The 12,342-nt window shown below is 73.4% G+C and carries 12 protein-coding genes; 1 reads left to right on the forward strand and 11 read right to left on the reverse strand.

Features of this window, described 5'->3' with window-relative positions:
* Nucleotides 1-58: 58 nt before the first annotated feature.
* Complete coding sequence (locus IE295_RS11825) at nucleotides 59-1,345, reverse strand: adenylosuccinate synthase (RefSeq protein WP_190063545.1); 1,287 nt, start codon at nucleotides 1,343-1,345, stop codon at nucleotides 59-61.
* Between the two features lie 176 nt (nucleotides 1,346-1,521).
* Between IE295_RS11825 and IE295_RS11830 the strand changes: the two genes are divergently transcribed.
* On the forward strand, nucleotides 1,522-2,469 hold the full coding sequence (locus IE295_RS11830) for a diacylglycerol kinase (RefSeq protein WP_190063546.1): 948 nt from the start codon (nucleotides 1,522-1,524) through the stop codon (nucleotides 2,467-2,469).
* Between the two features lie 29 nt (nucleotides 2,470-2,498).
* Here the strand turns inward: IE295_RS11830 and IE295_RS11835 are convergent, their stop codons facing one another.
* The 10 genes from IE295_RS11835 to IE295_RS11880 form a co-directional block, all read right to left on the reverse strand.
* A complete protein-coding gene (locus tag IE295_RS11835; RefSeq protein WP_190063547.1) occupies nucleotides 2,499-3,164 on the reverse strand; it encodes a response regulator in 666 nt (221 codons plus the stop codon).
* Nucleotides 3,161-4,441, reverse strand: a complete 1,281-nt coding sequence (locus IE295_RS11840) for a sensor histidine kinase (RefSeq protein ID WP_190063930.1) — start codon at nucleotides 4,439-4,441, stop codon at nucleotides 3,161-3,163. Before IE295_RS11840 ends, IE295_RS11835 begins: the two co-directional genes overlap by 4 nt.
* 99 nt (nucleotides 4,442-4,540) lie before the next feature.
* The gene (locus IE295_RS11845; RefSeq protein ID WP_190063548.1) at nucleotides 4,541-5,266 is read right to left on the reverse strand and encodes an alpha/beta hydrolase; all 726 of its coding nucleotides are present in this window, start codon (nucleotides 5,264-5,266) and stop codon (nucleotides 4,541-4,543) included.
* On the reverse strand, nucleotides 5,263-6,456 hold the full coding sequence (gene kynU, locus IE295_RS11850) for a kynureninase (RefSeq protein ID WP_190063549.1): 1,194 nt from the start codon (nucleotides 6,454-6,456) through the stop codon (nucleotides 5,263-5,265). Before kynU ends, IE295_RS11845 begins: the two co-directional genes overlap by 4 nt.
* The gene (locus IE295_RS11855; RefSeq protein WP_190063550.1) at nucleotides 6,449-7,315 is read right to left on the reverse strand and encodes a tryptophan 2,3-dioxygenase family protein; all 867 of its coding nucleotides are present in this window, start codon (nucleotides 7,313-7,315) and stop codon (nucleotides 6,449-6,451) included. The genes kynU and IE295_RS11855 overlap by 8 nt, the downstream gene beginning before the upstream one ends.
* A gap of 190 nt (nucleotides 7,316-7,505) precedes the next feature.
* Nucleotides 7,506-7,919, reverse strand: a complete 414-nt coding sequence (locus IE295_RS11860; RefSeq protein WP_190063551.1) for a DUF3151 domain-containing protein — start codon at nucleotides 7,917-7,919, stop codon at nucleotides 7,506-7,508.
* A gap of 139 nt (nucleotides 7,920-8,058) precedes the next feature.
* Nucleotides 8,059-9,558 (reverse strand): MFS transporter, encoded by a 1,500-nt coding sequence (locus IE295_RS11865; protein WP_190063552.1) that lies wholly within the window; start codon nucleotides 9,556-9,558, stop codon nucleotides 8,059-8,061.
* Nucleotides 9,559-9,709: 151 nt separating this feature from the next.
* Entirely contained in the window at nucleotides 9,710-10,732 is a 1,023-nt protein-coding gene (gene fbaA, locus IE295_RS11870) for a class II fructose-bisphosphate aldolase (protein WP_190063553.1), read from the reverse strand.
* Between the two features lie 224 nt (nucleotides 10,733-10,956).
* Complete coding sequence (gene pyrE / locus IE295_RS11875; RefSeq protein ID WP_190063554.1) at nucleotides 10,957-11,502, reverse strand: orotate phosphoribosyltransferase; 546 nt, start codon at nucleotides 11,500-11,502, stop codon at nucleotides 10,957-10,959.
* Nucleotides 11,503-11,506: 4 nt separating this feature from the next.
* Nucleotides 11,507-12,298: an aldose epimerase family protein gene (locus IE295_RS11880; protein WP_190063555.1), complete on the reverse strand. Its 792-nt coding sequence runs from the start codon at nucleotides 12,296-12,298 to the stop codon at nucleotides 11,507-11,509.
* Nucleotides 12,299-12,342: the final 44 nt, after the last annotated feature.

Consider the following 12,342-nt stretch of genomic DNA (forward strand, 5'->3'; position numbering starts at 1 on the left):
ACCGGGGCGCCGTGCACGCGCGCGTGCCGCTTGCGATGTGCCGCTTGCGGCGTGCCGCTTACGAGAGGAAGGAGTTGATCTCGATCGTCTCGGTGCGGCCCGGGCCGACGCCGATCGCGGAGATCGGCGCGCCGGACATCTCCTCCAGCGCCTTCACGTACGCCTGCGCGTTCTTCGGCAGGTCGGAGAAGGTCTTGGCCTTGGTGATGTCCTCGGACCAGCCCGGCAGCATCTCGTAGATCGGCTTCGCGTGGTGGAAGTCGCTCTGGCTGTAGGGCAGCTCCTCGACGCGCTTGCCGTCGATCTCGTAGGCCACGCAGACCGGGATCTGCTCCCAGCCGGTGAGGACGTCGAGCTTGGTGAGGAAGAAGTCCGTCAGGCCGTTGACGCGGGTGGCGTAGCGGGCGATGACCGCGTCGAACCAGCCGCAGCGGCGGTCACGGCCGGTGGTCACACCGCGCTCGCCGCCGATCGTGCGCAGCGCCTCGCCGTCCTTGTCGAACAGCTCGGTCGGGAACGGGCCGGCGCCGACGCGGGTGGTGTACGCCTTGAGGATGCCGATCACGCGGCTGATCTTCGTCGGGCCCACGCCCGCACCCGTGCAGGCGCCGCCCGCGGTCGGGTTGGAGGAGGTGACGAAGGGGTACGTGCCGTGGTCGACGTCCAGCAGCGTGCCCTGGCCGCCCTCGAAGAGGACGACCTTGCCCTCGTCGATGGCGTTGTTGAGGATCAGCGTGGTGTCGGCGACGTACGGCTTGATCTGCTCGGCGTAGCCCAGCAGCTCCTCGACGATCTGACCGGCCTCGATGGCGCGGCGGTTGTAGAGCTTCGCCAGGATCTGGTTCTTGAAGTCGAGAGCGGCCTCGACCTTCTGCTCCAGGATCGACTCGTCGTACAGGTCCTGGACGCGGATGCCCACGCGGTTGATCTTGTCCGCGTAGGTCGGGCCGATGCCGCGGCCGGTGGTGCCGATCTTCCGCTTGCCGAGGAAGCGTTCCGTCACCTTGTCGACCGTCGTGTGGTACGGCGTGATCAGGTGAGCGTTACCGCTGATCAGCAGCTTCGACGTGTCGACGCCGCGGTCGTTCAGCCCGCTCAGCTCGGAGAGCAGGACCGCCGGGTCGACGACGACACCGTTGCCGATGACCGGGGTGCACCCCGGCGAGAGGATTCCGGAAGGGAGGAGATGCAGCGCGTATTTCTGGTCACCCACGACGACCGTGTGGCCGGCGTTGTTGCCACCTTGGTAGCGCACCACGTAGTCGACGGATCCACCGAGCAGGTCGGTGGCCTTTCCCTTGCCCTCGTCACCCCACTGAGCACCGAGCAGCACAAGTGCGGGCACAGGCGTACACCCCTTCCGGGCGGGGCATGTCCAACGTGCACAGGTGGCGGAAGCCCGCGTGAATCGGGCGTTCACCACTGCTAGAGCCGTCGAACCGGTGCCCCGGATAGACGAAGCCCCTGGCGCAACAGCGACAGGGGCTCTTGCACCGAGAGATTACCTGAGGAAGGACGAAGGTGTCGGCTGCAGACCCGACCGGAGCGCAGCTGCTCGTCGTCATCGACCCGGCCGCCAGGCGCGTGGACGGCGAGTCCACGCGGATCGCGCGGGACGTGTTGTGCGCAGGAGCGGTGGCCAAAATCTGCCTCCCGAACGGCCCGGAGGAGGTCGCGCGGGCCGTCGCCAGACGCGGGCGCCGCCGGACCGTCGTCATCGGCGACGACCGCGCCCTGCTGCGCGTCGTCGGCCTGCTGCACCGGCGCCGCGAGCTGGCCGTGGCGCCGCTGGCCTGGGTGCCGGTGGGCGCGCTCCCGGCGGTGTCGGTGGCGCGGGTGCTCGGCGTGCCGCTCAGTGCCGTCGCGGCCGCACGCGCCGTTCTGGACGGCGTGGAGCGGCGGCTGGGGCTTCTGGCCGATGACAGCGACGGCGTCGTCCTGGGGGGCCTGTGGGTGCCCGCGGGGGCCACTCACCGGGCCGCGCCCCACGTCCCCGCCGCCGGCGCCCGGCGCGGCCGCTTCCCCGCCGGGGCCGAGGCCGGGCCGGCCGGTGGCGGCGGGGACGGTGCGGGTGGTGCGAGCGGTGCGGGTGGTGCGGGCGGGGCGGGCCATCAGTCGTGGTGGTCGCCGGCCGCGCGGACCGCCCGCACGGCCCTGACCCTGCTGTCCGGCCCCGGCGGGCGGCACACGCTGCCCTCCTGCACGCGGCTGCGGGTCGAGGCGGACGGGGTGCTGCTGGCGGACCTCGACCGGCCCGTCGGGCGTGTCGCGGTGTCGGCGGTGGAGGGGCTGGCCGAGGTCGTCGTGCAGCAGCGTTCGGGGGACGAGCCGGTACGGGCCCGCGCCCGCGCGGTCACCGTCTCGGGCCCGGACTTCCGCTACCGCGCGGACAACCGCATCCGCGGCCCGGTGCGCACGCGCACCTGGACCGCACACCCGGAGGCCTGGCGGCTGACCCTGCCGCGCTAGGGGGTGTCCGACGGGCCGGTGCGGGGGCGTCAGCCGCCCGGGGTGACCAGGCCGGCCTCGTAGGCGAAGACCGCGGCCTGGGTGCGGTCGCGCAGGCCCAGCTTCACCAGGATGCGGCTGACGTGCGTCTTGACCGTGGACTCGGCGACCACGAGCCCCTCGGCGATCTCGGAGTTCGAGCGGCCCTGGGCGACCAGGACCAGCACCTCGGTCTCCCGCTCGGTGAGGTCGCCGACGCGCTCCTGGGTGGGCGCCTTCGGCGCGCCCAGCCGGGAGAACTCCTGGATCAGGCGCTTGGTGACCGTGGGCGCCAGCAGGGCCTCGCCGGCGGCCACGACCCGCACCCCGTCGGCGAGCTGCCGGGCGGAGGCGTCCTTGAGCAGGAAGCCGCTGGCCCCGGCCCGCAGCGCCTGGTAGACGTACTCGTCCAGGTCGAAGGTGGTCAGCACCAGCACCTTGGCGTCCGCGTCGGCGGCGACGATCTCGCGGGTCGCGTCCAGGCCGTTGAGCTCCGGCATGCGGATGTCCATCAGGACGACGTCGGGGCGCAGGGCGGCGACCTGCGCGAGCGCCTGGCGGCCGTCCACGGCCTCGCCGACGACCTCGATGTCGGGCTGGGCGTTCAGGAGCACCGAGAAGCCCTCGCGGACCATCATCTGGTCGTCGACGATCAGGACGCGTATGGGGGCGCTCACGCGGCGGCCCCGCCCGGGGCGGCGGGGGCCGCGACGGGCAGGAAGGCCACGACCTCGTAGCCGCCCTCGTCGGTGGCCCCGTCCGTCATGTCGCCGCCGAGCATGGCGACCCGCTCGCGCATGCCGAGGACGCCGTGGCCGGCCCCCGGCGAGGGCTTGGCCAGCCGGTCCGGGCGACCGTTGACCACGCGCAGGCCGAGCCCGCCGAGGACGTACGACACCTCGACGCGGGCCTGGGCGCCCGGCGCGTGGCGCAGGACGTTGCTGAGCGCCTCCTGGACGATCCGGTAGGCCGAGAGCTCCACGCCCTGCGGCAGGGGGCGCACCGCCCCGGTCGTCACGTGCTCGACGGCCAGCCCGGCCGCGCGGACGTTGTCGATCAGCGAGGGGAGCGCGTCGAGGGTGGGCTGCGGGGCCTCGGGGCCGGCGAAGGCGTCGGGGTTCTCCGACCGTACGACGCCCAGGACGCGGCGCAGCTCGGTCAGGGCGGCGACGGCGTTCTCCCGGATGGTCTGGAACGCGGCGGCCAGCTCCGGCGGGGTGTCCTGGACGCGGTAGGGCGCGGCCTCGGCCTGGATGGCGACGACGGACATGTGATGGGCGACCACGTCGTGCAGCTCGCGGGCGATCGTCGTGCGCTCCTCGAGCACGGTGCGCCGGGAGCGTTCCACCTCGGTGACGGCGGCCTGCGCGGCGACCTGCTGCTTGGACTCGCGCAGGCCGCGGACGGCGGCGACGACGAAGAGCACGACGGCGGACAGCAGGGTCATCCCGTACACGGCGGAGTCGTACTCGTGGCCGCGCACCGCGCCGAGGAACACCCCCAGGGCGGCCGTCAGCAGCCACATCCACGCGGCCGCGCGCGGCCGGGTGCGGATCGTGACGATCACCATCACCGCGAGGTGCGAGACGAACCCGGACGGCGTCCACGGGGCGGGGACGAACAGGACGCCGGTGACGAACACCGCGCCCAGCGACAGCCACCACGCGCCGGCCGGCCGCAGGAGCGTCGTCAGCAGCGGCGCGCCCGCGAGCAGCGCGAGCAGCACGCCGCCCGCGCTGGGTTCGTAGGCCAGCGCCGCGAGCATGACCATGCCGGTGAACGCGATGACGGCGGCGTGCGGAAGCCACCGGACGTACCGCCCGCGCTCGCCGCCGAGCGGTGGCAGGGGCCGGAAGGCGAACGGGTCGGTGAACAGGTCCTGGCGTATGCCCTCGAGGGCACTCTTGGCGATGCGCATCTCGCTGCGCAGCCCGTTCGTCTCATACGTGTCCATCACGTCATCAACGGTAGGCACGCGCGCGTGCCCACGCGTCCGCACGGATGAGGATCTGCGGGGGTCCGTCTCAAGTACTACGCGGACCCCCGCAGCCCCCTAGCCGTGGATCGCCGCCAGCAGGGCCCGGTACGCGGGCGTGCCCGGCGTGACGGGGGCGTAGTGGCCGGTGCCGGCCAGCGGGCGGAAGGCGACGGCGGGGGCGTACGCGGCGTAGGCCGCCGAGAAGGCCACCGGCACCTCCCGGTCCTCGTCGCCGTGCAGCAGCGTGACCGGCACGGCCGGCGGCGGCAGCCGCATGGGGTCGGCCGCCGCCTCGTCGGCGGGCCCGACGAGGCCGGCGACCGCGCCCTCGCTCAACCGCAGGGCCCGGGCGCGTGCGAGGTCGGCGACGGGGGCGAGCGCCACCACGCCGTCCAGGTGCGCCGCCGCCGGCCCGGAGGCCAGCCACAGGGCGAGGTGGCCGCCCGCGGAGTGGCCGGCCACGACGTGCCGCTCGGCGGCCGGGCCGCCGGTGTCCGTGCCGACGGCCCGGGCGACGTCGTCGAAGGTCGCCGGCCAGCCGCCCCCGCCGCCCACGCGCCGGTATTCCGCCAGGGCGACCCGCAGCCCCTCCCCCGCCAGCGCGGCGGCCAGCGGCGCGAGGTGACGGCGGTCGTACGCCTCGCGCCAGAAGCCGCCGTGCAGCAGCGTGACCCGGGTCGCGGCGCCGGGCGGGCCGTAGAAGTCGACCACCTGGCTCGGGTGCGGGCCGTAGGCCGCCGTCGCGTCCGGCGGCACGTACGGCAGGCCGAACAGCGCCGTCTCCTCCTGTCCGGCGGTCACGCGCCCAGCACCTCTCCCAGGACGCGGGCCGCCCGCTCGGCGTCGGCGAAGCCGGTGTAGAGCGGGGTGAAGCCGAAGCGCAGCACGTCCGGGCGGCGGAAGTCGCCGACGACGCCCCGGCGGACGAGCTCGGCCATGACCTCTTCCGCGCCGGTGGCACAGCGCAGGGAGACCTGGCTGCCGCGTTCGGCGTGCGCGAGGGGCGTGACGGGCTCGGCCCGCCCCTCGGGCACGTACGCCGCGACGCAGCGCAGGAAGAAGTCGGTCAGGGCCAGGCTCTTGGCCCGTACGGCCGTGATGTCGACGCCGTCCCAGACGTCGAGCGCGGCCTCCAGGGCGAGCAGGGAGAGGATGTCGGGCGTGCCGACCCGACCGCGCGCGGCGCCGTCGGCGGGCTCGTAGGCGGCCGACATGCCGAAGGGGTCGGCGTGGGAGTTCCAGCCGGGCAGCGGCGAGTCGAAGCCTGCCTGGAGGTCGCGGCGGACGTAGAGGTAGGCGGGCGAACCGGGGCCGCCGTTGAGGTACTTGTACGTGCAGCCGACCGCGAAGTCCACGCCGTTCGCGTCGAGCGCGACCGGCAGCGCGCCGGCGCTGTGGCACAGGTCCCACACGACGCGGGCCCCGGCGGCGTGCACGGCGGCGGTCGTGCCGGGCAGGTCGTGCAGCCGGCCGGTGCGGTAGTCGACGTGGTTGACGAGCGCGACGGCGGTGCGGGGGCCGGCCGCGGCGGCCGTGTCCGCGGCGTCGACGGCCCGGACGCGGCAGCCTGTCAGGCGGGCGGCGGAGGCGGCGATGTAGCCGTCGGTGGGGAAGGTCGCCGCGTCGACGAGGATCTCGTCGCGGCCCTCCCCGGCCAGGCGGACGGCCGCGACAACGGCCTTGAAGACGTTGACGCTTGTCGAGTCGCCGGCCACCACCTGGCCCGGCGCGGCGCCGACGAGCCGGGCGATCCGGTCGCCCACCCGCTCGGGCGCCGTCCACCACCCGGACTCGGTCCACGACCGGATGCGCAGGCGTCCCCATTCCCGCTCGACGACGTCGGAGAGACGTCCGGCGACGGAGCGCGGCAGGGCGCCGAGGGAGTTGCCGTCGAGGTAGACCGTGTCGTCGTCCAGGACGAACTCGGCGCGCTTGGCGCGCAGTCCGTCCGCGGCGTCCAGCGCCAGGGCCTCGTGCGTGAGGTCAGACATTGCTGCGCGCCGTCCACAGCTCGGGGAAGACGTGCTTGCCGGCACGCTTCTCCAGCCAGGCGACGCCGGCCGAGCCGCCGCTGCCCACCTTGGCCCCCATCGCCCGCCGGGTCGCGACGAGATGGTCGTTGCGCCAGCGCCAGACGAGCTCGGCGACCTCCGTCAGGGCCTCGCCCAGCCGGCACTCCTCGCTGCCCTGGTCGCCCGCGTAGACGGCCTGCCACACGTCCTCGACGGCCTGCACGGGGGCGTACCGCTCGGACAGGTCGCGCTCGAGGACGGCCGCGGGTATCGGGTGCCCGCGCCGCGCCAGCCAGCGCAGCGCCTCGTCGTACAGGCCCGGCGCGTGCAGGGCCGCCTCGAGCCGCGCGTGGACGCCGGGGGCGTTGCGGTAGGGAACGAGCATGGCAGCGGACTTCTCGCCCAGCAGGAACTCCATCCGGCGGTACGTCGCCGACTGGAAGCCGGACGCCTCGCCGAGCGCGGAGCGGAAGGCGTTGAACTGCGCGGGCGTCAGGTGCGCGAGCGGCTCCCAGGAGGCGTTGAGGGAGGTGAGCTCGTACGTCGAGCGCTTGAGCGCGGCCAGCGCGACCGGCAGGTCGTCCTCGCGCAGGGCCCGCGCGGCGGTCTCCCACTCGTGGACGATGACGGTGAACCACAGCTCCATCACCTGGGTGGTGACGAGGAAGACCATCTCGCCGGGGTCGTCGGAGAGCGGCTTCTGGAGGTTGGTGAGGACCTCGGCGCGGACGTAGTCCTCGTACGGGGTCGTGCCCTGGAAGTCGAGGTTCGGAGACGCGTCGGTCTCCGGCTCGGCGGCCCTGAGGGCAGGGGGGAAGGCTGACTGCGCGTGCGACATCACGGGCTCCTCGGCACGTCGTGCTTCCGGGTAGCGGTCCGCCCCTTCCTGTCGGCATCGGAGCCCCGGTCCCCTGCGCGCATCATGCGTCCCCCGCTTCGCTCGCGCAAGAGCTGACCGGCGGCCCGCGCAGGAGCTGACCGGCGGGAACGCCCGGCGGCGGCGGGGCGTTCCGGCCGGTCGCGGCGGCTCAGCCCAGGGTGTTGGCGGCCGTCGGGGAGCTGTCGCGCAGGAACGTCGAGCAGCGCTCGTACTCCTCGTGCTCGCCGATGGACTGCGCGGCCCGGGCGAGGGCGTGCAGGGCGCGCAGGAAGCCGCGGTTGGGCTCGTGCTCGAAGGGCACCGGGCCGTGGCCCTTCCAGCCGTTGCGGCGCAGCGCGTCGAGGCCGCGGTGGTAGCCGGTGCGCGCGTACGCGTAGGACTCGACGACGCGGCCGGCCTCGAACGCCTCGTCGGCGAGCTGCGCCCAGGCGAGCGAGGACGCCGGGTACTTGGCGGCGACCTCGGAGGGGGCCGCGCCGGAGGCGAGCAGCTCGCGCGGCTCGGGGTCGTCGGGCAGGTGCGTCGGGGCCGGGCCCCCGAGAAGGTTCTCGTGAATGGACATGGGCTCCAGTCTGCCCCAGCGGCGGGCGACGGCCACGGTCCGTGCCGGACAGGCCCCGGGGCCCGCCCGGTGGATCTTCACCTGGGCCGCGGCGGGGGCCCTGCGGAACACGCGATCACCGCGGGGGAGGGTGCGTTCGTCATGATCTGCCGGGCAGGCCCTGGGCGTCCCCGGGGTCCAGCGGCGGCGAGGTGACCCCGCAGTGGTATTCGCACTCGGGATGACATACGCGCCGCTCGGGCGCGCGGACCGTGCCCCAGGCCAGCGCCGCCCCCACCACCAGCGCGCCCGCGCACAGCAGCATCGCGCGGTCGAAGGAGGCCGAGAACGCGGCCGGGTCGCGGTACACGTCGGGGCTCATCCCGGCCGCCAGCGGCAGTGCCGCCACCGCGATCAGGCCGGCCGCGCGGGCGGCGGCGTTGTTGATGCCGCTGGCCAGTCCGGCGCGGGCGACGTCGACGGAGGCCAGGACCGTGGCGGTCAGCGGGGCCACCAGCACCACCATGCCCAGGCCCAGCACGACGAGGCCGGGCAGTACGTCGGTCCAGTACCGCGCGCCGGCTCCCACGCGCGTCATCAGCAGCATGCCCGCCGCGCACAGCAGCGGCCCGGCGGTCAGCGGCAGGCGCGCGCCGACGCGCTGGGCGATCCGGCCCGAGCGGGCGGACAGCAGCAGCATGAGCACGGTCGTCGGCAGCAGGGCCGTACCCGCCTCGAGGGCCGACCAGCCGACCACCACCTGCAGCTGGAGGACGGAGAGGAAGAAGAAGCCGCTGAAGGCGGCGTAGACGAAGACCGTGACGACGTTGATCGCCGAGAACTGCCGGACGGCGAAGATCCCCAGCGGCAGCATCGGGTTCGCCCGCCGCCCCTCGACGTACACGAACGCAACGCCCAGCAGCACGCCGGCGACGCCCGGAACGATCACCCAGGGCGAGGCGCCCTTGTCGGGGGCCGCGATCAGGGCGTACGTCACGGCGGCGAGGGCGAGGGCTCCCAGCGCCGCGCCGGGGGCGTCGAAGCGGCCGTGGGCGGCCGGGTCCCGGGTCTCGGGCACGTGCTTGAGGGCCACCGGCACGCAGACGGCGGCCAGCGGCAGGTTGATCAGGAACACCCAGCGCCAGCCCGGCCCGTCCACCAGCCAGCCGCCCACGAACGGGCCGACGGCCGCCGCCACACCGCCCAGGCCGGACCAGGCGCCCACGGCGCCCGCCCGGTCGTCGGGGTGGAACACCGCCTGGATCAGCGCCAGCGAGCCGGGCGTCAGCAGCGCCCCGCCGATGCCCTGCAGCGCGCGGGCCGCGATCAGGATCCCGGCGTCCGGCGCCACCCCGCACAGCAGCGAGGCCAGCGCGAACCACACCGTGCCGATCACGAACACCCGCCGGCGCCCGTACCGGTCGCCCAGCGAGCCGCCCAGCAGGATCAGGCCCGCGAGGGTGAGCATGTAGGCGTTGACGGTCCACTGCAGGGCGCCCAGGTCCGCGTCGAGGTCCCTGCCGATGTGCGGCAGCGCGACGTTGACGACCGTGCTGTCCAGCAGCGCCATGCCCGACCCGAGCACGGCCGTGAGCAGGACCCAGCGCCCCACGGGAGTGCCGAGACGGACGGCGCCGGCGTCCGCTGCCGAGTCGCTCATACCTGGATGATCCCCGCGCGGGCCGCCTGGGGCCAGTGCGGGGAGGGCGGTGGAGGGCGGTGGAGGGCGGTACGGGCGGCCTGTGCGAACGCGAAGGGCCCGGCACGGTGATCCGTGCCGGGCCCTTCGGCTCATGCTCGAGCCTCAGCGCTTACTTGAGCTTGGTGCCCGTGGAGCGCAGGTCGGCGCAGGCCTTGGTGACGCGCTCGGCCATGCTCGCCTCGGCCAGCTTGCCCCAGGTGCGCGGGTCGTAGGTCTTCTTGTCGCCGACCTCGCCGTCGACCTTCAGGACGCCGTCGTAGTTCTTGAACATGTGGGCCGCCACCGGACGGGTGAAGGCGTACTGGGTGTCGGTGTCGAGGTTCATCTTCACGACGCCGTTCTCCAGCGCGGTGCGGATCTCCTCCTCCGTGGAGCCGGAGCCGCCGTGGAAGACGAAGTCGAACGGGTCGGCCTTGCCGTGCTTGGCGGCGATGCCGTCCTGCAGGTCACGGAGCAGCTCGGGGCGCAGCACGACGTTGCCCGGCTTGTAGACGCCGTGGACGTTGCCGAAGGAGGCGGCCAGCAGGTAGCGGCCCTTCTCGCCCAGGCCCAGCGCCTCGGCGGTGCGCTCCACGTCCGCGACGGTGGTGTAGAGGTCGTCGTTGATCTCGTGGGAGACGCCGTCCTCCTCGCCGCCGGTCGGGGTGATCTCGACCTCGAGGATGATCTTCGCCTTCACGGCCTCGGCGAGGAGCTCCTTGGCGATGGCCAGGTTCTCGTCGAGCTTCTCGGCGGAGCCGTCCCACATGTGGGACTGGAAGAGCGGGTTCTGACCGGCGGCGACGCGCTCCTGCGAGATGGCCAGCAGCGGGCGGACGTAGCCGTCCAGCTTGTCCTTCGGGCAGTGGTCGGTGTGCAGCGCGATGTTCACCGGGTACTTCTTGGCGACGACGTGCGCGAACTCGGCGAGCGCGACGGCGCCCGAGACCATGTCCTTGCTGTACTGGCCGCCCAGGAACTCCGCACCACCCGTGGAGATCTGGATGATGCCGTCGCTCTCCGCCTCGGCGAAGCCGCGCAGCGCGGCGTGGAGCGTCTGCGTCGAGGTGACGTTGATGGCCGGGTAGGCGAACTTGCCTGCCTTCGCCCGGTCGAGCATCTCGTTGTAGATCTCGGGGGTTGCGATGGGCATCTGTCCGCTCCTTGTGATGTGCGGGTACGGGCGAAATACGGGCCCTGACCTAGGGGGCGACGGTCATCGTCGGACCCATCTTCCCAGACTCCTCGAATTGCTCCACATGAGGTGCACCACGCTCATTTGCGAAGGGCGCATATGCGAAGGCCTCATGCGCGAAGGGCGCGTGGTTTCACGTGAAACCACGCGCCCTTCGGCGACGCTTTTCGGAAAAGGCCGGGTCAGGCCAGGTCCAGGTCCCCCAGGGAGTAGCCGGTGACATAGCGCAGGCCGGCGCCCTCGATGGCCGACTGGGCGCCGCGGTCGACGATGGTGGCCACGGCCACGACCTCGGCGCCGGCCTCCCGGGCCGCCTCGACGGCGGTCAGCGGGGAGCCGCCGGTGGTGGAGGTGTCCTCGACGACGAGCACCCGGCGGCCCTTGATGTCCGGGCCCTCGATGCGACGCTGCATGCCGTGCGTCTTCTGCGCCTTGCGGACGACGAACGCGTCCAGCTTGCGGCCGCGCGCGGCGGCGGCGTGGAGCATGGAGGTGGCGACCGGGTCGGCGCCCAGGGTGAGCCCGCCCACGGCGTCGAAGTCCAGGTCCGCCGTGGCGTCCAGCATCACCTGGCCGACCAGGGGCGCGGCCTCGGCGTCCAGGGTGATCCGGCGCAGGTCGATGTAGTAGTCGGCCTCCTTGCCGGAGGAGAGGGTCACCTTGCCGTGCACCACGGCCTTGTCCTTGATCTGCTGCAGCAGGGCGTCACGCGCATCGCTCATGGCCATGAGCTTAGGCCAGCGACCGCCAGGTCCACGTCGTGGAGATCTCCAGGGGGTCGATCGGCGTGACGAGGCGCGGGTGGGTGTTCAGCCCGTTGGGCGGGCCGGACTGCGGCTCGACGCAGACCGCCTCGGTCTGCTCGTCGTAGACCACGACCCACTCGGCGCGGCTGGTGATCTTCAGCTCCAGGGCTCCGGGCCAGGTCAGGGTGACGTCCACGCCGTCGGGCATCCCGAAGCAGTCGTCCCAGGGGCCGGGCCGGGGAGTGATGCGGCGGCCGGTGGGGAGGTGGTCGTCGCCGCGCTCCTCCTGCCAGGCGGGCAGGAAGTCGATCTCCACGTCCTTGCCGGTGCCGAGGTTCCGCAGGAACCAGGGGTGCCAGCCGGCCTGCGCCGGGAAGGAGTCGTCGTAGGTCTCGATGCCCATGGTGAGCGTGAGGGAATTCTCCGTCAGCTCGGCCAACTGGGTGACGCGGCCGGTGTACGGCCAGGGGTCGGCGAGGTCGTAGGTGAACGCCGCGGCGCTCTCCTCCGCACGGGCGGTGTGCCAGGCGGTGTCGCGTCCGGTTCCGTGAATGGCGTGCGGGGGGTGGTTGACCGGCATCTGGTGCGTATCGGCGCCGTCGCGGAAGCGGCCGAGCTCGATGCGGCCGCACCACGGGACCATGGGGAAGGCACCGTAGTTCTCTCCCTGGCGCAGGAGTTCGGTGCCGTCGATCTTGAGGCTGCTCAGGCGGCAGCCGTTGCCGGGATCCAGGGTCACCGCGGCGTTCCCGGCCTTCAGGCGTACGTCATCGCTCACCCTTCGACCCTATGTCCTGGCGCCCGGACGCACCCACCGATTCC

Origin of the sequence: Streptomyces griseocarneus, assembly GCF_014655595.1 — a bacterium.
Classification (GTDB): domain Bacteria; phylum Actinomycetota; class Actinomycetes; order Streptomycetales; family Streptomycetaceae; genus Streptomyces; species Streptomyces griseocarneus.

Excerpts from the sequence above, each read along its gene's own strand:
- IE295_RS11840 (WP_190063930.1), bottom strand. The coding sequence starts at position 4,441 with ATGGACACGTATGAGACGAACGGGCTGCGCAGCGAGATGCGCATCGCC.
- kynU (WP_190063549.1), bottom strand. The coding sequence starts at position 6,456 with ATGTCTGACCTCACGCACGAGGCCCTGGCGCTGGACGCCGCGGACGGA.
- IE295_RS11855 (WP_190063550.1), bottom strand. The coding sequence starts at position 7,315 with ATGTCGCACGCGCAGTCAGCCTTCCCCCCTGCCCTCAGGGCCGCCGAG.
- IE295_RS11860 (WP_190063551.1), bottom strand. The coding sequence starts at position 7,919 with ATGTCCATTCACGAGAACCTTCTCGGGGGCCCGGCCCCGACGCACCTG.
- IE295_RS11865 (WP_190063552.1), bottom strand. The coding sequence starts at position 9,558 with ATGAGCGACTCGGCAGCGGACGCCGGCGCCGTCCGTCTCGGCACTCCC.
- fbaA (WP_190063553.1), bottom strand. The coding sequence starts at position 10,732 with ATGCCCATCGCAACCCCCGAGATCTACAACGAGATGCTCGACCGGGCG.
- pyrE (WP_190063554.1), bottom strand. The coding sequence starts at position 11,502 with ATGGCCATGAGCGATGCGCGTGACGCCCTGCTGCAGCAGATCAAGGAC.